Raw genomic sequence first — 25,759 nt, 5'->3', positions numbered from 1 at the left:
GGTTTTAGGTTATCCTTTTAAAATTTTAATGGCGTCAGCAACAATCGCCGGGTTCAGCTGATTCAGGTTTTGCTGATTGGTCACCGAATTCTGAATGGAAATTCCACTGGCGTGTGTAGCCATCTGATAGAGCATACTCATGGCCTGTGCCGGAGATTCACCAAGCACGGTAACATTCGTCTGCGTAACTGCATCTGTTGTCTGATTGTTTACTGTTTCTGCCATATATTTTGTTTAATTGGTTATTATTTTTTAGTTTTAGTATCGTATCGCTGAAAACATCTTTCAAGTTGTAAGCTTGTGACTTATCTTAAATTCAGACCCAGCAATAGATTCGTTTACCTCTTTTGTCTGATACAAATTTCTCAAATAATAACAATTCAACATTCAGGGAAAAAACTGAATTTTAGAAAACAAGGGAATTCTCCCAAGGGTGATTTTTTTTAAATAAACAGTGATATTTTCAAACTAAGTGTAAGCCCCCAATTTCAAAAAATAGGGATTTTCCCTCTAGTTCATGAGGATCTTTCGATGGAAATTTGTGATACTTCTATTATTATCAATACCAGAAGAGTCTTTAATAATCACAAAATAATTTATCCTGCTATGATTAAATGTTATTTACTACTTGCAAGAAGTGCTCAGATCAGAGGTTTTCAAACCCGAAGCTTTGTAACGGTTCCCTGGTTTAGTAAGAACTACCAACAGATAACTTTTGCGAAAAAAAATCCTGATAAGGTGCCTCCTTACGGAAGGCTGGGTGCACTGGCTGTAACAAGCCATTATAAGGAAGATGAGGTAGGCTACGGCGTGCACGCTGCAACAATTCTTATTTATTTTATCTTCCGGGATATTGGTCAGCTACAAGTGGGAGAAGAATTCGGGAAAAAATATGCTGTGGATGTTTTGAAGAGCCAAAGAAACTTCGGAAACAACAAATTATTCGGTAGGATAGATCAAGGGTACTGGATACTTAATAGAGGAAAGGGCGCTACTATCCCAGATAATATGGTGATCTGGCTGGGAGCCAATATTAACCCGACAATACGTGCTATTATACAGGACATTCTTGCAGAAATGCGGAAGCGCAGTCCCCAATCTTAGTGTTGTTCAATACTTAAAACAAATATAAAAACTTTTCATATGCCAAATTACAAACAACTTTTAGAATCAGCTGCTGCATCATTTACCATTACAAATGTATCAGCGGCATTAGCAGCAATCATGGGCGGAGCTTTTATTCATGATTTATACCAAAGATATAAAAACTACATCAGGCCGGCGGATGCTACCGCTGATTTCTTAAGAACTTCAGGAGTTTTTGAATTGCCTAATAACGCAGCTCAAAATGTTGAACAAAATCTTGATATACTTCGTCAGGCAAGTGCATTGAGAAATCAAAGACAGGATGATACACGTTCCAATCTTTCTTTTCTGGGCTGGATACTTTCAAGATTTTTAAGAGAAGGCCATTCGGATATTGATGAAATAATTGCAAGAAATATCCGAAATATAGCACCAGGAAGAGAAGATGTTTCGGATGAGGTTTTAGCAATAGCTTTAGAAACAGCAATCATGGGCGCTACCCGAACAAGAGGATGGCTCACCAGTGTAGCCAGATTTATAGGAAGCCCTATTTATCGAATCTTCATAGGCTTTCCAAAACTGTTTATATCCTAAAGAAGCCCCCCGGATAATTGAATTTTCATTCCAGCTTGTAGTTGCGCCATTGATATGTTCTCCAAAAATTTCAAAACTTTCATCTAGAAACTGTTGTCCAAATCCACCATAAGGTTTCTTCAGAAGCTTATCAGGGATTTTGAAATTATATGATATAAATCCATATTCTGAAAGTTCTGCTCTATTCGGAAATGTAGATAATTCGTCTGCAAACTTCCAGATAATAGATCTCCCCTTTTTTGTCATCTCATAAACAATACCTTTAAAATCTAGATTTATTGTAAATGTTTCTAACTTTTTAAGGACTATGAAAAGTTCTTTTCTTAATAATTCTTCAGCATTTCTTGCACTTTTCCAGAAGTACTTTCTAAGGAAAGCTCCCACTTCATGGTCTTTACCTTTCCTTAAAATCTGTCCTCTATAAATAACGGAACATTCATTTTCGGACACCTTTCTTAAAGAAAGCCCTTTTTTAGCAATATCTTCTACGATAAACTACAAGTTTTTCTTTGGTATTCTTTAAAAACAAAAACCGTTTCATAAATGAAACGGCCAATTCTATTATTCTTTATAAACATATCTTAAAGGTTTATTCGCTGCAATATGATCTTCAATTAGTTTTTTGAATCCTAAAGCACCATAAATCATATTATCCACATAAAATTCTCTTCCTTTATGATAAAGATAATATATAGTTCCTTTAAATTTAAAAGGCTGACTTCCATATTGCTCTGGATACCTTTTTCTTAATTCTTCTTTAAAAGGATTAAAATCTGGATGCTTTACTAACTCTTCTATTCTCTTGTCTAAAGTTGGAAGTATCTGTTGAAGCTCCTGTCCTGTAACTTCAAAATCTTGTTCAGCGTAAATTCTTTGTTTTATACTTTCTTCAATAGCTGGATTTAATTTCAAAATAGCAAATCTTTCGAAAGTATCATCTAAACTATCGGTAAAGTTTCTAACTTTATTTTCAATATTAAATATTAAATAATGTGGTTTCATTTTAAAATTATTTAGTTAAAATTGTTTTTATTGAATTTTCTTCTTCATAGGTATCTTTAATTTTAGTAAAACCTTTTTTACTCATAGTTTTGTAAAAAGTAGTCGATTTTACTGCTTCAAATTTATCATAAGTCTCATCAAATACTTCATAAAACTGTTTATATCCTAAAGATTCCCCTCCTGGATAATCGGGCAACTGTTTCCATTCTACTTTTACCGTTTTTATTTTGCTTCCAAAATGGTTAAAGGCTTCATCTGTAAACTTTTGCCCCAAACCTTTTACTCCGTAAGTGTTAAAATCAAATTCCAATTCTCCTCCCCAAACCCGTGCAGAGTTTTTCCAAATAAATCTTTCATCTGCTACTTTCCAGACTATTTCGTCTTCATATATCAAAATTCTATACTTCAATCTTTTGTAATAATGATATATACTTTTAAGCAAACCAGCTTTCTCAAAATCTGTAAGTGATTCTATAAGCACGTGTTGTATAAACTCTGTCGCTTTTGCAGGTGAAGCATAATACACTCTACTTAAAAAAGCTCCTACCTCTGCTTCCGTACCTGTTTTTACTAAATACCATTTATAATAAACTTCATAAAGATTATCTCCAGCTTTTCTTACAGAGATTCTCTTCTGAGTAAGGTTTTGGATTATATACTCAAAATTTGCATCTGAAGATGAAAAGAATTTCACAAGTTTTCGCAATAATCCATTCTTCTCGCCCACCAAAACTACTTCCTCTATTACATTAGCTACATTTCTTGCCTGGTAAGCTTCCATCTGTATTATAAGTTTCTCCAGCTGTTCGGTAAAAATACGGTAATTTCCTTTAACGTTTTTAAGGTTTTTTAGATTTTCCAAAAGCGTAGGCCCATAAGTGAGAATTCCTTCCATTACTACCACACTCATTATGCCTGCTCCTACGAGAGCATAAATTAAATCCCAGTTTTCTACAAACCATTTACCTTCGGAGGATTGAGAAAGCCATTTCTTAATATCTTCATCCATCAAGGATAAGTCAATACTCGCCAAAGCTAAATCTGTAATCGCCAAAGCAGAAACTTCACCTGTTGCACCAATGCTTATGAATCCTGCAATAATGGCAATAATATCGCCACCAATGTTTTCCGTTACTGTTTGTGTTTGTTCCACATTTGAGCCACCTTTCCCGAATTCATCTGTCTCTCGCACTTCAATGGTTCGGGTATATTTCTTTTTCTGCTGTAGGAATATGGCATCTTTGTAGTCAAAATCCCAATCGAAACTCATAATACCTTTAATGGTATTTAAAGTATCATTCAATTCCAGAATATTTGACTCTATAAAATAATCCCCACTACTTACCAAAGCATTTTTGCTTATCTTACTTTTAGCATTTTTATCACTTGCAGCAAACGTATTGAGTACGGAAGCAAACAAAATCCGGTTAGACATAGGTTGTCCCAATATTTCGGAATGCCCGTCAAGGTTATCATATATTTCGGCAAGGATCTTAGGGTTTTTCCAAAAATAATCCGCTGCTTCTTGGAATTTTCGGAACATACCCATTACCTTGATAAGGAGGGAGCTCGTGTCTTTTGTCCAGCTGAACCGTCCGGTGTTATCTTCTTCAGTCAGTATTTTCAAAACGGGGATTATAAATCTTATTATTTCTAATGAAGCTAGGAAAAGCTTTTACGTTTTAAGAGATTTACTACTTAAAAACCCCTCGTCGAACGGCACTTACTCTACCGAGCAAACTAACAAGATTTATAATGCATTTAAAGATTTTAAACGCGAACTCCGACGCGACGTCGGTTTTATGTTCAGGGAAGAAAAAGAAAGGCGTAGCAAAAGCTAGGCTACTCTTTGTCTTTACCGATTTATTATATGAGCAACTTCTCATGTTAGAGAGTCCTGTTGTTAGAAAATGAGAGGATTGCCCCGTCAAAAAGATCTCCAGAACGTCTTGTTCCCAAGTCTAAATACTTCACCAATTAAGTAATGTGAAGATATTAAGTGAAAGGGTATTGATGACGAACTGATCTTCAACCTTCTTTCCTGAAGTCTGGAATTAATGATTCTCGAAATTGTCGGATAAGGTTCATCTAATTTCAATCTCGGGAATTACTAGCTATGACAGACTTTTTGAAATTATCTATCTGCGGAGTAAATCTTTTCACAGCCATAAGGATTTATATGCTTTCTTATGTTTGATATTACAACAGGTTTACTCTGCATTTTTCTTTTTAAGATTTTTCTCAAAATAATTCTTAACAGCATCGCTGACATATTCTTCATCTTCCATAAAATGACCCCGTTGAGGCAATAGCAGCAAATCGTACTGCTTATTAGCTTTAATCAGGGCATTAATCATTCTTACCGTTACAGAAAAAGGGGCATTACTATCACTCGTTCCGTGAATAAGGAGTAATTTGCCCTGCAGGTTTTTGGCAAAATTTATATTTGATGAATATTCATATCCTGTTTTATTATCTTCCAACAGGCCCATATAAGGCTCATTTACCTCAGCGCCTTCGGTGGTATCGCCTGGTGCAGAGGCAATTCCCACATGATAAAGGTTAGGGTAAGTTAATAAAGCACGTAATGCAAAATATCCACCCCACGAATGGCCATAAATGCCTACCCTCCTGAGATCCATATAGGGATGTTTAGCTGCAAGCTGCTGTAAAACCCCCGCATGATCAGGAATCTCATATTTACCTATATTTCCGTATATCACATCCTGAAATGCTTTGCTGCGCTCTGTTGTTCCGCGTCCGTCAACCAAAAACGTGATGTAGCCCAGCTGCGCGAGAGCCTGTGCACGAAGAGAAAGAGATGTTGTAGGTATAAAACCGCGAGGGACAATCGTTGTGAAAGCCCCGCCATAAATAAAATCAATGACAGGATACTTTTTGTTATGGTCAAAATTATATGGTTTATAAAGAATTCCATAGAGATCGGTAACACCATCTGCAGCTTTCACAATGAAAGTTTCAGGCGTGTTCCAGCCAATTTTTTTTAGCTCACTTACATCTGCTTTTTTCAGGATCTGAAGTAATTTCCCGTCGGATTTTCTTAGTTCGACAATCGGGCTGCGCCCAGGACTGGAGTGAGTATGCCTCCATCCGTCCCTTTCAGATATCCATAGGAATCTTGTGCCATCTTTTAAAAGCGTAAATTGTCTCACCCATTTTTCGACAATGAAGTCTAAGCCAGCTACAAACGTTTTATTTTCTTCGGTGAGGATCACCCTGCTTTCTCCGGTGGAGGGACTGGCAGCAAGAAGCTCCATTTTATTACACTGCCTGTTGAGTCTTATAAAATAAATTTCCGAGCCGTTGGGATGCCAGCCTAAAGGAAAAATATATTGTTCTTTTTCGGTACCGGTCTCTATTTTTATTTTTTCTTTGGTTTCAATATCAATAATATACAATTCAGGAATCTCAAGATGATCACCGGTTCTCGCGTAGGCCGTCCAATCGACTTCTTCTGCCGACTTTGAATAATCTACTATCGGTATGTGATGTACTTTTCGATCGTCTAGTTTTCTCAAAAGTATTTTCTTACCATCAGCAGACCATACAGAACCGGAAATATTCCAGAAATAATCTGCCGTGCCATCCGAGGTAAGTTGAATTTTCTCTTTAAGACCATTACTACTTACCCAAACATTTTGATCTTTCAAAAAGACAGCATTCCTTTTATCCGGCGATAGCTGCAGCTGTTCAAAAGTGCCTTCAGAAGATATTTTTGGGGTAATCTTATAATCTCTTAAATCTAAAATATATTTTTTGGAATTAATCTCGAATGCTACCGAATCAGTTCCGTTGATGAGTTTTAAATCGCCAAATGGAATGCCTTTATTTTCATAAATATAGCCGATCTGATTCTTAAAAGCATCACGTAATCTCTCGGCATCAAATACCACATTTTTAATGTTAATCGTGGGATTTATCTCATAAAAAATGGTACTGTCGGATTTCCCTCCCGCATACCAAAACCGGTTGCCGTCAGGAAGCCAGATTGGCTTTACATATATATCTTTTACTCGATCGTTAAATCCGAGGTATTTTTCATAGCGCTGTTCATCAGTCAAATTTGTAGGTTTTTCCTGAGCGCTCAGTCTTTCAACGGCCAGCCAGTGTATAGCAAACAAGATAAAAATGAGCTGAGAGATATTTTTTTTCATAACTAACTACAATTTTTCATTATTCTTTGAAGAACTTTTTTCACTGTTTCTATTTCTTCCTCTGTGATTCCATACAGCGCTTGGTTGCGGTTTACAGTTACAATAGGATTAATGTTCGTAAGAATTTCAATACCGAAATCTGTAATGGTAAGTTGAAAACGCCTCCTGTCTTCAGTATGAAATTCTCTCTTAAGAATATTCTTTTCAACCATACTCTCAATAATGCGTGTAACTGAAGCATGGTCCTTAAAAGCTCTCCGGGCAATTTCCTGCTGAGAGATAGTAGGGTTGTTCTGAATAATGTTTAGAATTAACCCCTGATCTATTGTTACATTAAGACCTGCTTTCTTTATTTTTTTTTGAGCAAACTGCCGATACGACTTGATCGCATTTTCGATATAGTAAAAAACTGTTTGTTCTGACTGTAACATAAATTTAGTTTTATTGATACAAATATAATTGATATATCAATATTAATTATAATATTTAAATCATTTTTTTTCAACTTTTTACCACATCGGTTCATTAATAATTTCAGTATTAGGAAATTATGGTAGTTTATTCATTATCGCAGAACATTTAATAAGGTTATGGGATCATATTACTACAACAGAGAGGATTTACTTAAACTTTTTGGTGATGAGCAAAAGTAAGACAGGACGTTGGCTCAAATTTTTAACGAATCTGTCGAGGGATGAGCGATTAAATGTTTGGCATCTTGCTTTAATCTGTTCCCTTATTCAGCTTGCGCATCTGCAGGATGAATTTAAAATCATCCATGTCAGCCGCAGTAAAATTATGCAGTATTCCCATATCAATACGCTACCAACGTATCATAAGTATTTTAAGGAACTGCAAACCTTTGGATACATAAAGTATACGCCATCATATCATCCAGGATATCAAAGCACTGTTGAATTTTTAACTTTGTAGGGGCAATAATTCTCTCATAATAAAAAAGTGGCTTTAACTGTCTCGCGAAAGCCACTCTAATTTAATGTATCAATACTTTGAAATTGATTCAGCAAATACCAGCCTTCAGTTTATTCAATTCTTGCTGCAATAATGCCAGCTTTCTCAAAGTACCATCCTTTCCAGCTTCTACTTTACTATTCTTAAATTCACTAAGCTCCATCTCTAAGTTATGTATAAGATCATGAATGTTATCATCTGGCCTTTTTCCTGTGGATTTGTCTGCCGATAGTTTGGCTCGTAACTTATCATTTCTTCGCTTACTGCCTGCTCCTCTGTAATAGCGTAATCTTCTGTCTGTTTTACTGAATGGTGCCCCAACATTTCTTTCACAACATTTATTGAAACTCCATTTCTCAAGGTAACAGTACTGGCAAAGGTTCTCCTGGCTTTATGGGTACTGAGTGTACTGCTAATACCACACAACGTCGCAATTTCCTTCAGGTACTCATTCATTTTTTGATTCGATGTAACAGGTAGTATCGTCCCTCGTGTTCTACAGATAGGATGATCATGATATTTTTCCATGATCTCTAAAGCCCTTGGAAGTAATGGAATGTCTGTCTTTGATTTTGATTTTTGTCTGCTGCTCATAATCCACAGCTCACCATCTACACCGACTTTAATATTCTCTCTTTTCAACTGATAGACATCAATATAAGCAAGTCCCGTATAACATTGGAAAACAAAGATGTCCCGTACAAGGGAAAGCCGCACTGAGGATAACTTTTTAGTCTCAAGAGAATAAAGCTCACCTTGCGTTAAAGGCTTCTTTTTTAACTTATCTTTCTTTCCTTTAAATAGCTTAAAGGGATCTTTCTGAAGATATTTCTTTGCAACAGCTAAAAGGACGATCTTCTTGAAATTACTAATGTATTTTAGAGAAGTATTATTACTGCAATTCCTTACCGTTTTTAAATAAAAGTCATAGTCTTTAATAAATTGATAATTAAGTTCCCTAAACTCCAGATCATCTTTTTTGTACTTGAACTTAATAAAGTCCTGAACATGAGATCGTGCAGTAACATATCGATCATAGGTTCCCTGTGCATACTCCTTACCGATCAGTGCAAAAACTTCATCGTTATGCGCCTGAAACTCTTCAAGCACCTTTGCTCGGGATTGATGATTACCGTTAATAAAGTCAATGATCAGCTGTGTTGTCATAGGAACTCCAGCATTAAACATCTCCATTTTGAATTGATTAATGCTTGTAACAAGTGAGTCTAAAAAGAAATTAGCGTCTTCGCATCTTCTTTAAAACCAGTTGCTCTTTCCGTGCTTTGATCCCACCTGCGCACATCCCATTTTCTTTTCGTTGATGCATCTTGCGGCTTGCCATCAACCGTTACTCTCACATGGACATATCTCATTATGTCCCCTTTTCTTTTCGGGCTTTTTAAAAAAATCTTTAGCCCATAGCTTTTTTCCAGCATAATTCAACAATTTTTAGCGTTAATAAATGTCGAAATAATGCTCTTTGGAATCAAGTCGTTAATGTACTTTACAATTTGTAAATCAATTGTTTACAAGTCTATCTATGACACTTTTTTTCCTAAATTCTCAAGTGTCATGAACGCGCCATAAACTTTTGGAGTGTTTTTGAAAATTTTGAAATAATTCCAAAAACAAAAAAGCCAGCAAATTTTAAAATTTGCAGGCTTTATCAGCTTTTAATGCGCTTACAAGATAAATTCTTTACGCTTTTGCGGAGAGTGAGGGATTCGAACCCCCGGACCTGTTACAGTCAACAGTTTTCAAGACTGCCGCAATCGACCACTCTGCCAACTCTCCTGAAGATCGACAATACCGTCGTTTTCAGTGGTGCAAATATAGTAACTTTTTTATTTCCTGCAAAATATTTTAAACCGTTATTGGAAAATAATTTTATTGTCATTCTTTAAACAAGTTCCCCCAAAAATCTGATTTATCTTTTTTCAAAAAAAAGTTTAATTTTAGTAAAAAAAATATATTTTAGGATTTAATATTATGCAAAACTCTATTAATTTTCATTAAATTTTCATAACAACCATAATTCCCGATTTTTAATTATTATCTTTACCAATTATTCGTTTAACCAACCATTAAAAAAAACGAAATTAAGTTTAATGACAAGTAAAATCACAGGTGTAGGGAATTATATACCATCAGAAACAATCACCAACTTATTTTTTGATAAGCACATTTTTCTTAATGAAGAGGGAATTGTACTGAAAGAGGATAATGCAGCCATTACAAGCAAGCTGCAGAAAATCACAGGGATAGTAGAAAGAAGATATGCAAGCAGTGATCAGGTAACTTCTGATCTTGGATTGATAGCAGCAAAGGCCGCCATTGAAAATGCAGGGATAGATCCTGAGACGTTGGACTATATTATATTTGCACATAATTTTGGTGATGTAAAACACGGTACAGTACAGTCTGATACAGTTCCGAGTCTTGCTGCGAGGGTTAAGCACTTATTACAGATAAAAAATAATTTTTGTGTTGCTTATGATGTCCTTTTTGGATGTCCCGGATGGATCGAAGGTGTGATACAAGCCAACGCCTTCATCAGGTCGGGTATTGCAAAAAAATGCCTCGTTATAGGTGCTGAGACACTTTCCCGCGTGGTTGATATCCATGACAGGGATAGTATGATTTATGCAGACGGAGCCGGAGCGGTGATTTTGGAAGCTGCGGAAGATGAATCCGGAATACAGTCTCACTTATCAGCATCCTATACGTTGAAAGAAAAAGACTTTCTGTATTTTGGAAAATCCTACAACAATGAAAGCTGTCCTGATACGAAATACATTAAAATGGACGGCAGAAAAATCTATGAATTTGCCCTTGTTCACGTTCCTGAAGCCATGAAACAATGCCTTGATAACAGCGGGTATTCTATCAATGATTTAAATAAAATTATTATCCACCAGGCCAATGAAAAGATGGATGAAGCTATTGTAAACAGGTTTTACCAACTCTACAACACTCCTACTCCAGCCAACATAATGCCGATGGTTATTGATAAGCTGGGTAACAGCAGCGTTGCAACGATTCCTTCTTTACTGGCAATGATTTTAAAAGGTGAATTGCAAACCCACAGCATCGAAAAAAATGATATTGTACTCTTCGCATCAGTAGGTGCCGGAATGAATATCAATGCCATTGTATATAAATTTTAATTTAACTAAAATATAAATCCCTCCTATCAACCGACTGGAGGGACTTTTTTACTATTTTTCCAAATTATTTCTTATAAGAATTAGCTTTAAAAAGCATATAGCTCAATCCCAGGCCAATACCCGCAATAATCGCCATTTTAGTTTTTCTGGAAGGAACAGGAAGTATCGTTTCACCATAAATACGGTGCGGTTCTGAGGATGGTTTTAATAAATTCCCGGAATTAGCCGGAGCATTTTTTACTTTCATCATTATCCTCATTCCTGCTGATGCGGTATTGATAATTGCTTTCGGGAATAATCGGTAAGCAGTTGTAAGGATTTTTGAGGTAATATCCGGGAAAAGGTCTTTTTGTGGATTTTTTGCAAGCTCCACAAGTTTGGCTGCAGTATCTCTTGGATCCGCTGCAAACGGCGGAATCTTAAAATCCAGCCCTGAAAATTTAGCGGAATGCATATTTCCGGTTGACCTCTGAATCTGCGGATAAAGATTACAGATATGAATTTGTGGAAAATCTGAATCTCCCCGTGAAGGCATTCCATCATACCCCTGATTCCGAATTTTGTAGCAGAATAAACCGCACTGTAAGGAGCCGGCATAAAGCCCCCGATCGATACATTATTAATCAGGATACCTTCATTTTGTTTTTTAAAAATCGGTAAAACACTGTAGGCACCATGCATATATCCGAATAAATTGGTTTTAATCACCTGCTCATTAAGCTCCATCGGGATTTCTTCAAATTTTCCGCTGGCCATTGCGCCGGCATTATTGATCCAGACATCAATTCTTCCGTTGAACTGTAAGGCTTTATTGGCCAGGTTCTGAACATCAGCCGCAATTGATACATCTGTAGGAACTCCTATAGCAGCCACTTCAAGATCGCGGCACAAAGCCACAGTTTCATCCAGACCCTCTTTTCCTCTTGCTGCGACCACAATATTACAGCCTTCCAGTGCAAACGCTTCTGCCGCAGCTCTTCCTACTCCGCTGCTTCCTCCCGTAATGACGACTGTTTTACCTTTCAGGCTTGTTTGTAATTGATCATTTGATTTCATTGTGATTGGTTTTGATTAGTTACTAATAAACAACCTATTATTATGCCATGGAGGTTATTTTTATATCTTAATTTGAAATCAAAGAAAAATATTAATCTCGACTTAAGTCAAAAAATCCCCACTTAAAAAATGGGGAAAATTCTATTGATCAAATAATATTCTTCCGTCAAAAGGTTCGCTCCAAGAAACAAAAATGCTGTCTTCATGACGCTTAATCTGCGCAAGGATAACTTCATACTCTCCGTTTTCCGTCAATCTTTCAACAACCATATCGGAGCCTTCTCCTACATTTCCTTTTTTAAATTCTACCTGATATTGCCCGGATGAATCCTGAACAAATTCAGTTTTTCTAAAAAGTCTGTGTGCCATAATATTTATTTTATCGTTAATTAGATAGCAGAATAAACTATGCCAAGATGGAATTTTGTAAAATTTTCTTAAAAAATCTTAAATACCCATAATAATTTACGTCAATGAAATTCTTGGCACAATATTTTAATGTAGTAAAGTAACTCATGTTTAATTTGAGTTTTCATGGTTATTAGTTTTTTATCCTCGGAAAAAATTCTGAGGATTTTGTTTTTTATATACTTTAAAAATTATCTTAAGCTACTGGTAAGACTCAATACCCTCCTCTTTTTAAATTTCTGAAAAAAATAAATATTCCACAGAATCAACTCATAGCCGTAGACAGTATCTTCAACAGGTATTGTCAGGATTCTGAATCCGATGAAAGCGGAAGGATTATAATTAACAATTGGTGATTCCAGGCCGGTTCCGGTCAAAATACCATTAACAAGGAGAAAACCGGGCATTAGTACCAGATAAATAAAGGAAGCTCTACCCATCCACCTTGACTTTAGGACAAAGTACAACATGAACATAGAAAAAGCTGTAGTGAAAAATGTAAAGCAGGAATAGATTTTCTCTTTAAAAAATACTCCTAAAGTAATTAAAACTATAATACTTACAATAACAAAAATCTTTTCCGGAAGAAGTTTCCAATTCAGATTGAAAAATTTATCCAGACAAAAATAAGTAAACATGCAGGCAAACGGAATACAGAAAAAAAACATGATCTCTTCTACAGGAAGCCCAAAAAGCCTGATTCCAAGCAGATAACGATCATTAAACCACCACACTCCCATCTTCGTAAACCAAATATCCCAAATAATAAACACCACCGCCACCAAAAAAGAAGCAGCAAGAAATGCTTTAAAATGTTTATTAAATTTAATCTTTTGATGAAAAGAAAAAATAAAACAAACAATAATGGTAAAAAAATTAATGAGAAGATAGGTATATGAAAACATTAGCTATTTATTTTTATTAAAGTACATCTTAAAATATTTCACAGGAACCCAAAGAAATCCAAAACATTCTCCGTCTTCTTTTCCCGTGTGCTTGTGATGCTGTTTATGAGCCCTTCTTATCGCTAAAAGATAGGGATTTTCCGTGTTTCGGAGCACCTTAATTCTTTGATGAATAAAAATATCATGCACAAAAAAATATGCCATCCCGTATAAAGCTATTCCTACTGCAATATAAAACCAATGATTAAAATCCTGAAGGGTTCCGTAATACATTAAAATAATAGTAGGAAGTGCAAAAATCACGAAAAAATAATCGTTCTTTTCCATGTGCCTCTCATTGCTGTGGTCATGATGATCCTTATGCAAAGCCCACATAAAACCATGCATAACGTATTTGTGAATGATCCAGGTAATACCTTCCATCACAAAAAAAGTTATCAGTACAATCAGAAAATTCATTGTAAAAAAAATTTAAATTACATTATAAAAGAGATGTTTTATACTGAAAATAGCTGCTCATCATCAGTGATAATTTCGCGCCGTTTGAAATTCTGATCCTTTCATTCAAAATGGTTTTTGCAGAAGTCTTTTTGATCTTTCTGAAAAGAGAAATGTAATACCGGTATGCCAGATAAACCCCGAATCTTGAGGAGTTCGGCAGTTTCTTTATGCCTTCCAGTGCTTCCAGAAATTCTTTTTCTATGTCCTTTTCTATATCCGATTTCACCTCATTATCAAAGGCTGAAAAGTCCAGGCTCGGGAAATAGCTTCTTCCTAGAATATAATAATCATCTTTCATATCCCGCAGAAAATTCACTTTCTGGAATGCGGATCCCAATTTCATGGCAAAAGGTTTAAGTTTTTCAAACAGCTCGCGGTTGCCGTCTACAAAAATCTGAAGGCACATAAGCCCCACCACCTCCGCAGAACCAAGGATATATTCTTTATACAAATCTGAATTATAATCAATTTTTTTAAGGTCCATTTCCATACTTTTCAGAAAACGGATGATGAGATCATGATCTATTTTAAACTGATTCACGGTTTCCTGAAAGGCCTGAAGGATAGGGTTTAAAGAGATTCCTTCTTCCAGTGCCTGAAATGTTTCTTCGCGGAATCTTGACAGCAGCTTGGTCTTATCATATCCATGAAAGCTGTCTACAATTTCGTCTGCAAGCCTTACATAACCGTAAATTGCATAGATGGGATTCCGTATTTTAGGAGACAGTGCCAATATACCGAGGGAAAAGCTGGTACTGTATTTTTTCGTGGTTTCTTTACTGACTGTATAAGAAAGTTCGTCAAATAGTTTTTTCATATCATATTCTTTTAATGGCTTCGGTTGCAGCTATTTTCCCGGAGATAATGGATGGCGGAACACCTGGCCCCGGCACGGTAAGCTGGCCCGTGTAATAAAGGTTTTTCACTTTTTTATTTCTTAAGGAAGGCTTTAGAACTGCGGTCTGGGACAAAGTGTTGGCAAGTCCGTAAGCATTTCCCTGATAGGCATTGTAATCTTCCTTGAAATCTTTTACGCAATAGCTTTTTTTATAGTCAATTTTACTTAGAATATCAGATCCCGTATGCTTTTCCAGCCTTTCAATCATTTCAATAAAATATTCTTCCCTTATCTCCTCAGAATCTTCAATTCCGGGTGCAACAGGCATCAGAAGGAATAAATTTTCTGCATTTTCCGGGGCGACCGACGGATCTGTTTTTGATGGACAACAGGCGTAGAAAAGTGGTTTAGTAGGCCATTTTTTGTCTTCATAAATTTCTTTGGTATGAAGGTCAAGATCATTTTCAAAAAACAGGGTGTGATGCTTAAGGTTGGGAATTTTTCCTTTACATCCTAAATAATAAATAAGGCAGGAAGGCGCAAACGTAAGATTCTCCCAGTAAGAATCTTTATAATTCCTGAACTCCTCAGAGAGCAGCCTGCTTTCCGTGTGATGGTAATCCGATGATGCAATAACAGTATCGAAATCAATTTCTTTATCATTAACCGTTAATGACGATGCTTTATTATTTTTAACGTTAATTTTCTGAACATTAGCGTTAAAATGAAAATGAGCTCCCTGCTCCGAGGCAACGTCTTTCATGCCATCAATAATCTTTGAAAAGCCACCCATCGGATACCAGGTTCCCAGCTTATATCCACCATAATTCATGAGGCTGTACAATGCAGGAATATCTTTCGGGGAAGCGCCAAGAAAAATAACCGGAAATTCCATGAGGGTAATGAGTTTCTGATCAGAAAAATATTTTCTTACAAACTGACTAAAATTGGTTAATAAATCTAATTTAAAAGCACTTTTCATAATTTTAAGAGATACAAACTCCAGCCAGGAATGACACGGTTTATTTACAAAATCCTGCATTCCCACTTCATACTTATATTTTGCATCTTCCATAAATCGGTCAAGCCTTTCTCCCGCTCCTTTTTCAATTTTTTCGAACAGGATTTTCATCTCATCGTAGTTCTGGGGAATACTCACATTGGAATCAGAAAAAACCATTTCAAATTGCGGATTTAATGGAACAAGGGTGTAAAAATCTTCCGACTTTTTACCAAAATCATTAAAAAAAGATTCAATGATATCCGGCATCCAGTACCAGCTTGGCCCCATATCGAATGTGTAACCGTTATCTGTTTTAAAATTCCTTGCTCTGCCGCCGGCATCACTGTTTTTCTCAAAAACATGTACTTCATGCCCTTTTTTAGCAGCATAAGCGGCAGCCGAAAGCCCGGAGAAACCTGATCCTATTATCGCAATTTTCTTTTTCATGGTTAATTTTTTCTAAATGGGTATTCTTCAAACACAGTCCTGATCAGGTCTTTACTGTCAATATTTCGGGAGAAAATCGGGTAATGAAAACGATCCAGCTTATTGAGAATGCGGATAAGATCCATCTTTTCATTATAATCAAGATTTCCTGCCACGATATCCGTTGCTTTTCTGATCTTTTTCATCTGGCGTTCCAGAGCTTCAAGGCCGGCAGGAGAAATACTTATTATTTTATTTCGCTTATCTTCATCAGATTCTGTCTGCTCTATCCATCCTTGTTTCAATAACCGTGCAATAATGAGCATCCCAACAGGCTTTTCCTGAATATTTTTCTTAATAAGTTCCATTTTACTCATCTTACCGAAAGCTTTAAGGTTAATTAAATAAATAAAATCCTCCTGCGTAGCAAAACCGGAATCCGCAATTGCAGATTTGGAATACGTTTTTGCATACCTGTTAAGATGTACAAGCAAGGTACTGATAGCGCTTTCCGGACTTCTTCCATTTTCCTTTCCTTCCCAGTAGGGCTCTTCTTCATCGATCTTTTTAGGAGAATGATTTTTATCGAACATCCATGATTTAAATCCTTCAATATCTTCGCTGTAAAAGGCGTTTTGATTTTCAGTTTCAAATTGTTCAACTAATTTGATAACATCATTTATGATTGAATAGTTCATTTATATACTAATTATAATACAAATATATTAATTACTTTCAATAATTGTATATTAATATTCTAATTATAGTAATGTAAATTTTAAACCAAACTCATTATTTTTAAAAAATAATTCTAAAAAAATTAAAAACAAAGCCATAAAAGGCATGCATCTTGTAACTTTTGAAGGACACCAAATAAAAAATATTATGAACAACGAAAAAACAGTATCAGTACTAAATGATTTGTTAAACATTACAAATGACAGAATTGAAGGATTCTCAAAAGTGGAAGACAAAGTATGGGATACCCATTCTGCCCTTAAGGGTGATTATGACCAGATGGTATCGCAGTCCCAGGTTATGAAGAATGACCTTATCAGGCTTATCAACGAGCGTGGCGGCGATGCAGACAATACTACAAGTGCGGCGGGAGCTCTTCACAGAACATGGATTGACATTAAGAATTCTTTCTCCGGCGACAAAGATGAGTCTACACTTGAGAATGTAGTCTTCGGAGAAAAAGCAGCTATTAATGCTTATGAAGATGCTCTGGAAAGCGGAAACCTCTGTCCTGAAAGCTCAAGTGTCGTGGCAGACCAGCTCCATCATTTAAAGTCTTCCTACCAAAGGTTTGAAAATCTGGAAGCAAGAAACTAAACAGCCATTATAAATAAAAAAGAGAGCGCAATGCTCTCTTTTTTTATTTCAAAATGTAAGTAGATTAATATTTCACTGTCAATTCGCGTAAACCGACTTATTCTGAAAAATATTAATTCCACTTATTCTTTCCTGCAAAGTATCATAAATGATTTCCACAGAAAAAAATGAAACCTCATACAATACATATTTCAGATTATTAACAGTTGTTTCGTTTAACATACGTCCCTGATTAATAACAATGTTGTATTGTGACTGTACATCCGGCAAGTTCTTAAAATCGTAATAAGAAATGTTCATAGTTATTAATTTTAAAGAAGTTTATACATCATATTATACAATTTCTTTACCAATATTTTTCTTTTTATGTTAAATCCCGAAAATGTGGTATCTTTTATTTTATTTAAAAAATTAATCCTTTTTTAAACATACCTTAAGCTTGAAAATATCATTTGCTTTTAAAATATTAATTACAACATATAGATTTAAGATGAGCTTTTTTACAAAGTAAAAATGAGCTTTCCAACAAAATACTGCCGTTTATAAATGCCTCAACTTTGTATCATTAAAAAGATTAAAAATGAAAACAATTAAAAGCGTTTATATCGCGGGGAAGTTTGTAACGCCCCACGGAACAGAAACAGCAGAAGTCATCAGTCCTTTACATGAAAAAGCCATAGCCGAAATAATCTATGCAGACCAGAAAGATAGCGAACTCGCAATACAGGCTGCGTCAGACGCGCTTATAAGCTACAGTAAAACAACCGTAGAGCAGCGTTCTGCATATCTGAAATCTATACATGATGAAATTCTGAAACGGATTGATGACCTCATTGATGCTACCATTTTGGAATATGGTGCTTCCAGAGAACGCGCAAAATGGGCTAACCTCATCGCTGCGACCACTTTCCTGGATGAGATTAAAGTATTGGAAAATTACGATTTTACATTTAAAGTAAACGAATCTACCGTTACCATGGAGCCTGTAGGAGTATCCGCACTATTCACCCCGTGGAATGCTACAGCCGGAGCCATCGCTTTAAAGGTAGCAGCAGCACTTGCCGCCGGATGCACTATTGTACTGAAACCTAGTGAGTTTTGTCCGTGGCAGGCAGAGATTATTATGGAATGTATAGATGCAGCCGGACTTCCGGCCGGGGTTGTCAATATGGTGAACGGCCGCGGCGATGTGATTTCAGAAGCCATAATGTCCAGCAAAGAAGTGACAAAGATTTCTTTCACGGGATCAACAATGGTGGGTAAAATAATGGCTAAAAATGCAGTAGACACAATGAAAAGGGTTACCCTTGAACTGGGAGGAAAATCTGCAAATATTATATTAGAAGATGCAGATTTACATACGGCCCTTCCGATGGCTCTCCAGGCAGCATTTATGAACAGCGGGCAGGCTTGCGTGGCGGGAACAAGGCTCTTTATTCACGAATCAAAAATAGCAGAAGCTGAAAAAATACTTTCTCAATCTACAGAAAGCTTTACAGTGGGCGATCCCAGGGAAGGAGATTATAAACTAGGCCCTTTAGCTAATAAAAAACAGTATGAAAGAATACAGCAATATATCCAGACCGGCCTTGACGAAGGAGCCGAACTTTTAACAGGAGGATTAGGAAAACCAGAAAATCTAAATGAAGGATATTACGTAAAACCAACCATTTTTACAGGGGTAACGAATGATATGCGAATCGCAAGAGAGGAAATTTTCGGGCCGGTGCTATCGGTAATTACCTATAAAAATGAAAAAGAAGCTATTAAAATGGCCAATGATTCAGAATACGGGCTTATGGCTTACGTAAGCTCCGGAAACCCGGATCATGCAAAAGAAATTGCTAAAGAACTGAAAGCAGGCAGAGTTTTGATCAATACCCTGAAACATGATCCTCTTGCCCCTTTCGGAGGATATAAAAATTCCGGGATAGGAAGGGAAAACGGTGCTGTGGGTATGGAAGAATATCTTGAAATGAAGACTTTAATCATTTAAAATTCCATTAAAAAAACAGCAGATATTCATCTTAAAATATCTGCTGTTTTATGTTTTATATTTAAATATTAAATTAACTCTTATGGATTCTGCTCATATCCCGCCACCTGGATCTGGGAAAGAGGAATCTGATACAGATAATCTTTGGTTGAAATCGTAAAATTATAGTTAAGATCTGCAGCCGCCTGATTGATGACATCCACGGCTATATTCCAGCGTACAAGATCATGCCAGTAAACCCCTTCCCCTGCAAACTCCACTCTTCTTTCCTTACGCAGCGCTGTGGTAAAATCTGTGGCAGACATAGATGTGGAAAGCGGAGCCAGGCCAGCCCTTTGGCGGATTCTGTTTAAGTAAGGAACAGCTAATGCTGTATTTCCTTCATTATTCAAAACTTCTGCATACATCAGCAGAACATCTGCATAACGGATAATTGGGAAATTAATCGGCCAGTCGTAACGGTTGGTGAGTGCTACTCCCGGCTCCCGGAATTTTATAAAATAATTGGCAAAATCCACCTGTCCGTTCTGTGCAATAAACTGGGTTTTAAGAGTTAATGCACGTCTCAAATCACCCGTCTCATAAGAATTAATCAACGACTGGGAAACTCCTAATTCCGAAGAGCTGTACAAACTTCCCTGAGCATTGTACAACGGATCGGCTGCTCCAAAGGTAGGCGAAACATAGCTCGGCAAATAAGAACCCTGCGATAGACCACCATTAATATGCTGGATTTCAAAAATATAATACTTATTATCATTTACACTTTTAAACAAATCGGCATAATTCGATGCGAAGGTAACATACTGTCCTTCAACCTGTATAACTGCATATAGATGCTCCTTTGCTTTCGTTAAATAAGAACTGTTGTTGAGAGGATAGCCGTATCCTGTAAGGTACATTCTTCCCAGCATGGCATGCGCTGCGGATTTTGTAATTCTGCCTTTATTAGCATTATCGTAACTGTTTTTTAAGCCTGCTACCGATGCTTCGATCTCTGAAGTTATAAAATCATAAAGAGCCGGAAGATCCTTTCTTGGTATCGTAGCAGCTTCTTCAGGGCTCACCGGGTGATCTATCAGAGGAACTTTGCCGAAAGCTCGCATCAGCTCGAAGTAAGCATAAGCTCTTAAAAAGCGGGTTTCCGAACGGTATTGCTCTCTAGTTGCAGGATTTGCAAAAGGAACCGCATCTATTCTTGCTAAAATATTATTGGCATAAGAGATCATCTGATAAGCATCTTCCCAAAGGATTTCCACTTCTTCGGTAGAAGAGTTATCCTGAAAACGGTTGATGGCATAATAATCCCTGTTTCCGTTTTGCGAAATCGCATTGAAATTATTGGAGCGTACTTCCGAAGCCAGTAGATAAAAATTAACATCAAAACCACCTCTGGATGATGCATTTATCATCCCAGAATAAACTCCGGACAAAGCCTGCTGAATCTGCAGCTCTGTAGTATAAAAAGACGTCTGCGTAATATTATTTTCCGGTTCCAGCATCAGGTCGTCTTCACAGCTGATCATCCCGAACATTAATGTTCCGCAAAGTAAAGCTTTTGTAAAAGATTTACGATTTAATGATAAAATAGATGTATATTTTTTATTGATTGTTTTCATTTGTAAAAATTTAGAAATTAAAGTTTAAGCCCATCATATAGACCTTTGCATTAGGGTAAGCTCCGTAATCGGTTCCGTCTGACTGTACGGATTCAGGATTGTAGCCTCCGTAATAGTGATCCTTTCTCCATACATTTTCCAAACTTACATAGATTCTCAGATTAGACATTTTCAGCTTGCTGGCAAGTTCAGGATCAAAATTATACCCCAGTGTAATATTTTTCAGCTGAATATAGGTGGCATCATATAGCCATCTCGTGTCCAGAAGACTTCCGGTGGTTCCATCCAGTCTCGGCGTTTTTCCGTCTCCCGGATCTTCATCAGAACGCCAGCGGTTGGCCCAATTTCCCATCACATTGACGGTAGTACCCATCCCGGTGCGATCGATTGCACGACCTAATAAAGCATAGCTGTAGCCTCCTTTTTGACCCTGAAAAAATACAGATAGATCAAAATTCTTATAGGAGAATGTATTGGTGAATCCCCAATAATAATCAGGTGTAGGACCTCCAATGATGTGTCGGTCATTTTCATTGATAACACCGTCCCCGTTCACGTCTCTGTATTTCACATCACCGGCAATTGCTCCGGTAGTTTTAGCAACACCTGCATTATTGATATCTGCTGAAGAAAGTACGCCTATCGCTTCATAAAGATAAAATGAATTCAGCTCCTCGCCCACTTTTATAATATTCGTACTGTTGCTGAAACCTGTGTAAATCGGTGCATTATCTTTTCCCAGCTGTAATACTTTATTGTTGTTAAATGCAATATTGGCCGAAGTATTCCAGCGGAATGCTCCCGTTAAATTTTTTGTATTTAATTCTAATTCCAATCCTTTATTCTGAACAGAACCTACGTTTTTCCACATGGTAGTATATCCTGTTACGGAAGGAATCGGCTGTTCCAGAAGCAGGTCATTCGTTTTTTTGATATAATAATCTGCTGTAAAATCTATCCTGTTGAATAATCCTAATTCAAATCCAAAATCAGATGACTGGGTCTTTTCCCAGGTTAAATTCGGGTTGGGAATTGTGTTTGGAATCAAACCGTTCGACAAGCTGCCGCCAAATGAATAATTCCCGCCCGAAAGTGTCCCGAATGCTCTGTAGTCGCCGATGGAGTTGTTACCGTTTTCACCCCAGCTGTATCTTAATTTAAGATTATTCAGCCAATTTACATCTTTCAGGAAGTTTTCCTCGTCTATCTTCCAGCCAGCCCCGAATGCTGCAAAAGTTCCCCAAAGATTGTTCCATCCGAATCTGGAAGAACCGTCTCTACGAATACTTGCAGATAACATATATTTTTCTTTATAATCATAATTTACACGTCCAAAATATGAAAGAAGCATCCATTCTGAGGCAGTATATTCAGAATTAAGCACTGATGCCGATTGTGTAAAATTGAAGGTTTCCAAATCATCATGTGGAAAACCTTTATTTCTGTTGTACTGGGTGGTTGTTCTGTAATTTTCTGCACTGTACCCGGCAATAGCATTAATATCATGTTCTCCGAAAGATTTTTTATAGCTTAGCAAAGCTTCACCCAGGTACCTGTTGTAGTTTACCGTTCTTCGGCTTGCGATGCTTACCTGCCCCGGGATATTGGTGATCAAATCGAAAGTAGGAATATACCCGTTATTAATATTAAAATTATTGGTTGCTCCTCCGGAAAGCTTTATATTCAAATCAGGAAGAATATCGTAAGAAACATATAAACTTGACAGTAATCTGAATTCGTTGGTATCATTGACGGTATTTTCAAGCAGCCCGATCGGGCTTTGTGTAGATCCTGCCCATCTGTATCTTGTATTTTTCCAGAAATTGGTGTAAAGGCCTGCGTTTAGTTCCGCTACAGGAACCATAGAAAGCATTTTATGGGCCAGATTGTCTTTTCCGTCTACCGTAGCGCCATAACTTTTCGAATAGCTTGGTCTTAATGAAATTCCGGCTTTCCATTTATCCGAAAGATTAACATCAATTACAGCGCTTAGATTAAACCTGTTAAAACCAGTATTGATCGCCAGACCTTCCTGATCAAAATAGGCTCCCGAAATCATATATTTTACATTCTTGCTTCCGCCGCGTACAGCCAACTGATAACTCTGAATAGCCGCGGGACGGTAAAAAGCATCCTGCCAGTCGATATTAGCAACCTGATTGGTTCCCCAGCGAGGATCGATCATATAATTAATATTGGCAAGGTTGTAATCTGTGGTGTTAGCCAATCCGAAATAATTGGCCCGCACTGCATAGCTATCCGATGCCGAGTTGCCCGGAGCCAATGCTACCCACTTTTTATTGATCGCTTCTGTTGCGTAATCTATCCACTCTGAGCTGTTCATAATGTCCAGCTTCTTTTCAATGGTCTGCACCCCGTAATACTGTGAAAAAGTGAAAGACGGTTTACCTGAAGTTCCTTTTTTGGTGGTTACAATCACTACCCCGTTCGAACCTCTTGACCCATACATTGCGGTAGATGCCGCATCTTTCAGTACTTCGATAGATTGTATATCATCAGGCGAAATATTTGCCATATCATCCACTACCATTCCATCCACTACATACACCGGAGAATTGCTTGCGGAAATGGATGCCGTACCACGAACCCTGATTTCCAGCGGTTCGCCGGGTTTTCCTGTTGTTGAGCGTGTTTTCACCCCTGCAATCTGACCGGTTAAAGCCTGATCTACCCTTGCAATAGGCCGGTTTTTAAAGCTTTCTGCGGTTACCCTGCCGACAGATCCGGTAACTTCTCCTCTTTTCTGTGTTCCGTAGGCAATAATTACCACTTCCTCAATATCTTTGGTTTTAGCACCAGTCTTTGGCTGTATGCTGTCCTTAGATGCAGAATTCTTCGGTTCTTCCTGTGCAAAGATTAATCCGGTGGCGCTGACTAAAAGACCGAGAGTTAATATTTTATTTTTCATTATCGATAGTGATTATTAAAAAAGATTATTATTACTTTTCAATATTTTTATATTTTATAAACAAAAATCAAGAATATCGTTAAAATTTCTTTTTTTGTTGGTTTTATAAAAGTATACTTATAGACAAATTCAGCTATCCTGTAGTAACCTGTTATTATTCTCATTTGAGAGAGATAATGGTTTTTGATAGAGTTTAGAAACAAATATTATTTTATTTGTAAATAAGTTTAATAAATGAAAAATGCCTCTCATCTGAGAGGCAAAAACACAAAATAAAGAGTAATTATAGCTGATTAACTAACTATCTATTTAAATATTATTGGAATTATCAATTCTTTTTATAATGCTGTACCCCGCATTCCAGGAACTTTTTAAAATCCTCTTTCGGCATGTAGCCTGACACCGGTGTGTTGATCACTTTTCCGTCCGGGGTAATCAAAACATAATGCGGCTGGGAATTGTTGTTAAAATTCACCTGCTGGAATAAGCTCCATCTGTCGCCAATGGTTTTTACTTTCTTTACCTGTCCGTCTCCAAGATCAATTTTAGTCTGCTGATCTTCAGGAAGCTCTTCCTTGTCATCTACGTAAAGTGAAGCCAGAACAACATCATTCTGAAGAATCGGTAAAATATCGCCTTCGCTCCAGACAAACTCCTCCATTTTTCTGCAGTTTTCACAGCCGTAGCCCGTGAAATCAATTAAAATAGGCTTGTCTTCTTTTTTGGCCAGTTCAATGGCTGTAAAGAAATCGTGTTCAGGGTGCATTCCCAGGATTCCGTCTTTTTCGTCATGGAAATAGCTTATATTCAACGGAGGTAAAATTCCGCTTAATAGCTGTAGTTTGGGACGATCGGAAGGAATTAACCCCTGAATTAAATAAATCACAAATCCAAATCCTAAAACTCCCAATATTTTTCTTGTAACGGAAATTTTCGGTTTTTTATCATCATGCGGAAATCGTATTAATCCAAATAAATATAAGGCCAGCCCAAGGGCTATAATGATCCATACAGCAATGAAAAGCTCCCTTTTTAAGAAGAAAGTTTTAGAAACCAAATCTGCCTTTGATAAGAATTTCAATGCTAAAGCCAGTTCAACAAAACCTAATACCACTTTCACCGTATTCATCCAGCCTCCGGATTTCGGAAGGCTCTGCAATGCCTGCGGGAATAAGGCCAAAAGTCCAAAAATAATCGCCCATGCCAGTCCAAAACCTGCCAGAGCAAATGTCAGAAGCATCGGAACGTTTGCCGAACCTGTCACCGCACTTCCCAGCAAACTCCCTAAAATAGGACCTGTACAGGAGAATGAAACGATCACTAAAGTCAGTGCCATAAAGAAAATCCCGATGATTCCTCCGGCTTCTTCTGCCTTGGAAGATTTGTTGGCAATTGAGCTTGGCAAAGTGATATCATAATACCCGAAGAAGCTTCCCGCAAAGAAAATGAATATGATGAAAAACACAATATTCAGCCATACGCTGGTGGAAATTTCATTAAAAATATTCCCTGCAATTCCATCAATAATATGGAAAGGAATACTCAGCAGCACAAAAATTAAAAGGATAAAAAATCCATAAATGAGCGCATCTCTTTTTCCTTTTGCCTTGTTTTTATTCCCTTTTGTAAAGAAGGAAACGGTAAGGGGAATCATCGGGAAAACGCACGGGGTAAGCAATGCAATTAATCCTCCGATGAATCCAAGGAATAAATAAGTCCAATAATTTTCATCCACTTTGGCTGCTGC

The 25,759-nt window shown here is 37.0% G+C and carries 25 protein-coding genes and 1 tRNA gene; 5 read left to right on the top strand and 21 right to left on the bottom strand.

Annotated elements, in window-relative coordinates:
- Positions 1-9: 9 nt before the first annotated feature.
- Entirely contained in the window at positions 10-225 is a 216-nt protein-coding gene (locus H560_RS0117780; protein ID WP_027381237.1) for a RebB family R body protein, read from the bottom strand.
- A gap of 381 nt (positions 226-606) precedes the next feature.
- On the opposite strand from H560_RS0117780, the gene H560_RS0117775 reads away from it, so the two are divergent.
- Complete coding sequence (locus H560_RS0117775) at positions 607-1,104, top strand: hypothetical protein (RefSeq protein WP_155845041.1); 498 nt, start codon at positions 607-609, stop codon at positions 1,102-1,104.
- Positions 1,105-1,143: 39 nt separating this feature from the next.
- On the top strand, positions 1,144-1,680 hold the full coding sequence (locus H560_RS0117770; protein ID WP_027381235.1) for a hypothetical protein: 537 nt from the start codon (positions 1,144-1,146) through the stop codon (positions 1,678-1,680).
- On the opposite strand, the gene H560_RS23040 is transcribed toward H560_RS0117770, so the two are convergent.
- From H560_RS23040 to H560_RS0117735, 8 genes are all read right to left on the bottom strand, one after another.
- Entirely contained in the window at positions 1,561-2,130 is a 570-nt protein-coding gene (locus tag H560_RS23040; protein WP_155845040.1) for a hypothetical protein, read from the bottom strand. The genes H560_RS0117770 and H560_RS23040 overlap by 120 nt on opposite strands.
- A gap of 111 nt (positions 2,131-2,241) precedes the next feature.
- Positions 2,242-2,682, bottom strand: coding sequence for a hypothetical protein (locus H560_RS0117760; RefSeq protein WP_027381234.1), 441 nt, complete (start codon positions 2,680-2,682; stop codon positions 2,242-2,244).
- Positions 2,683-2,689: 7 nt separating this feature from the next.
- On the bottom strand, positions 2,690-4,309 hold the full coding sequence (locus H560_RS0117755; protein WP_027381233.1) for a hypothetical protein: 1,620 nt from the start codon (positions 4,307-4,309) through the stop codon (positions 2,690-2,692).
- Positions 4,310-4,892: 583 nt separating this feature from the next.
- Positions 4,893-6,857, bottom strand: coding sequence for a S9 family peptidase (locus tag H560_RS0117750; RefSeq protein ID WP_027381232.1), 1,965 nt, complete (start codon positions 6,855-6,857; stop codon positions 4,893-4,895).
- A 2-nt stretch (positions 6,858-6,859) separates the two neighbouring features.
- Entirely contained in the window at positions 6,860-7,288 is a 429-nt protein-coding gene (locus tag H560_RS0117745; RefSeq protein WP_027381231.1) for a MarR family winged helix-turn-helix transcriptional regulator, read from the bottom strand.
- Between the two features lie 706 nt (positions 7,289-7,994).
- Positions 7,995-9,023 (bottom strand): site-specific integrase, encoded by a 1,029-nt coding sequence (locus H560_RS21955; RefSeq protein WP_228372503.1) that lies wholly within the window; start codon positions 9,021-9,023, stop codon positions 7,995-7,997.
- Between the two features lie 32 nt (positions 9,024-9,055).
- The gene (locus tag H560_RS23470) at positions 9,056-9,265 is read right to left on the bottom strand and encodes a hypothetical protein (protein WP_034753162.1); all 210 of its coding nucleotides are present in this window, start codon (positions 9,263-9,265) and stop codon (positions 9,056-9,058) included.
- 273 nt (positions 9,266-9,538) lie between these two features.
- Positions 9,539-9,623: transfer RNA gene (locus H560_RS0117735), tRNA-Ser, on the bottom strand.
- A 314-nt stretch (positions 9,624-9,937) separates the two neighbouring features.
- On the opposite strand from H560_RS0117735, the gene H560_RS0117730 reads away from it, so the two are divergent.
- Entirely contained in the window at positions 9,938-10,996 is a 1,059-nt protein-coding gene (locus H560_RS0117730) for a 3-oxoacyl-ACP synthase III family protein (RefSeq protein WP_027381230.1), read from the top strand.
- 64 nt (positions 10,997-11,060) lie between these two features.
- Here H560_RS0117730 and H560_RS23465 read toward each other — a convergent pair whose 3' ends face one another.
- The 8 genes from H560_RS23465 to H560_RS0117695 all read right to left on the bottom strand — a co-directional run bounded on the left by H560_RS23465 (position 11,061) and on the right by H560_RS0117695 (position 16,831).
- The gene (locus tag H560_RS23465; protein WP_228372502.1) at positions 11,061-11,246 is read right to left on the bottom strand and encodes a hypothetical protein; all 186 of its coding nucleotides are present in this window, start codon (positions 11,244-11,246) and stop codon (positions 11,061-11,063) included.
- A gap of 5 nt (positions 11,247-11,251) precedes the next feature.
- A complete protein-coding gene (locus H560_RS21945) occupies positions 11,252-12,052 on the bottom strand; it encodes an SDR family NAD(P)-dependent oxidoreductase (protein ID WP_228372501.1) in 801 nt (266 codons plus the stop codon).
- A gap of 141 nt (positions 12,053-12,193) precedes the next feature.
- Entirely contained in the window at positions 12,194-12,421 is a 228-nt protein-coding gene (locus tag H560_RS0117720) for a hypothetical protein (protein ID WP_027381229.1), read from the bottom strand.
- Between the two features lie 230 nt (positions 12,422-12,651).
- On the bottom strand, positions 12,652-13,365 hold the full coding sequence (locus tag H560_RS0117715; protein ID WP_027381228.1) for a lycopene cyclase domain-containing protein: 714 nt from the start codon (positions 13,363-13,365) through the stop codon (positions 12,652-12,654).
- A 3-nt stretch (positions 13,366-13,368) separates the two neighbouring features.
- Positions 13,369-13,824, bottom strand: coding sequence for a sterol desaturase family protein (locus tag H560_RS0117710; protein WP_027381227.1), 456 nt, complete (start codon positions 13,822-13,824; stop codon positions 13,369-13,371).
- A 22-nt stretch (positions 13,825-13,846) separates the two neighbouring features.
- Positions 13,847-14,683, bottom strand: coding sequence for a phytoene/squalene synthase family protein (locus H560_RS0117705; protein WP_027381226.1), 837 nt, complete (start codon positions 14,681-14,683; stop codon positions 13,847-13,849).
- Between the two features lies 1 nt (position 14,684).
- Positions 14,685-16,154, bottom strand: a complete 1,470-nt coding sequence (locus H560_RS0117700; RefSeq protein WP_027381225.1) for a phytoene desaturase family protein — start codon at positions 16,152-16,154, stop codon at positions 14,685-14,687.
- Between the two features lie 2 nt (positions 16,155-16,156).
- Positions 16,157-16,831: a MarR family winged helix-turn-helix transcriptional regulator gene (locus H560_RS0117695; RefSeq protein WP_027381224.1), complete on the bottom strand. Its 675-nt coding sequence runs from the start codon at positions 16,829-16,831 to the stop codon at positions 16,157-16,159.
- Between the two features lie 187 nt (positions 16,832-17,018).
- On the opposite strand from H560_RS0117695, the gene H560_RS22560 reads away from it, so the two are divergent.
- Positions 17,019-17,468, top strand: coding sequence for a PA2169 family four-helix-bundle protein (locus H560_RS22560; protein ID WP_051289379.1), 450 nt, complete (start codon positions 17,019-17,021; stop codon positions 17,466-17,468).
- A gap of 78 nt (positions 17,469-17,546) precedes the next feature.
- On the opposite strand, the gene H560_RS0117685 is transcribed toward H560_RS22560, so the two are convergent.
- Positions 17,547-17,768, bottom strand: coding sequence for a hypothetical protein (locus tag H560_RS0117685; protein WP_027381223.1), 222 nt, complete (start codon positions 17,766-17,768; stop codon positions 17,547-17,549).
- Positions 17,769-18,048: 280 nt separating this feature from the next.
- Here H560_RS0117685 and H560_RS0117680 point away from each other — a divergent pair, with 280 nt between their 5' ends.
- A complete protein-coding gene (locus H560_RS0117680) occupies positions 18,049-19,464 on the top strand; it encodes an aldehyde dehydrogenase family protein (protein ID WP_027381222.1) in 1,416 nt (471 codons plus the stop codon).
- An 80-nt stretch (positions 19,465-19,544) separates the two neighbouring features.
- Here H560_RS0117680 and H560_RS0117675 read toward each other — a convergent pair whose 3' ends face one another.
- From H560_RS0117675 to H560_RS0117665, 3 genes are all read right to left on the bottom strand, one after another.
- On the bottom strand, positions 19,545-21,083 hold the full coding sequence (locus tag H560_RS0117675; protein ID WP_027381221.1) for a RagB/SusD family nutrient uptake outer membrane protein: 1,539 nt from the start codon (positions 21,081-21,083) through the stop codon (positions 19,545-19,547).
- Positions 21,084-21,093: 10 nt separating this feature from the next.
- On the bottom strand, positions 21,094-24,012 hold the full coding sequence (locus H560_RS21935; RefSeq protein ID WP_051289378.1) for a SusC/RagA family TonB-linked outer membrane protein: 2,919 nt from the start codon (positions 24,010-24,012) through the stop codon (positions 21,094-21,096).
- A 328-nt stretch (positions 24,013-24,340) separates the two neighbouring features.
- The coding region (locus H560_RS0117665) for a protein-disulfide reductase DsbD family protein (protein WP_027381220.1) at positions 24,341-25,759 on the bottom strand (1,419 nt) is incomplete at its 5' end.

Origin of the sequence: Chryseobacterium daeguense DSM 19388 (genome assembly GCF_000430825.1) — a bacterium.
Classification (GTDB): domain Bacteria; phylum Bacteroidota; class Bacteroidia; order Flavobacteriales; family Weeksellaceae; genus Chryseobacterium; species Chryseobacterium daeguense.
Note: the sequence above shows the minus strand (reverse complement) of the source record. Positions and strands in the feature narration are given on the sequence as shown.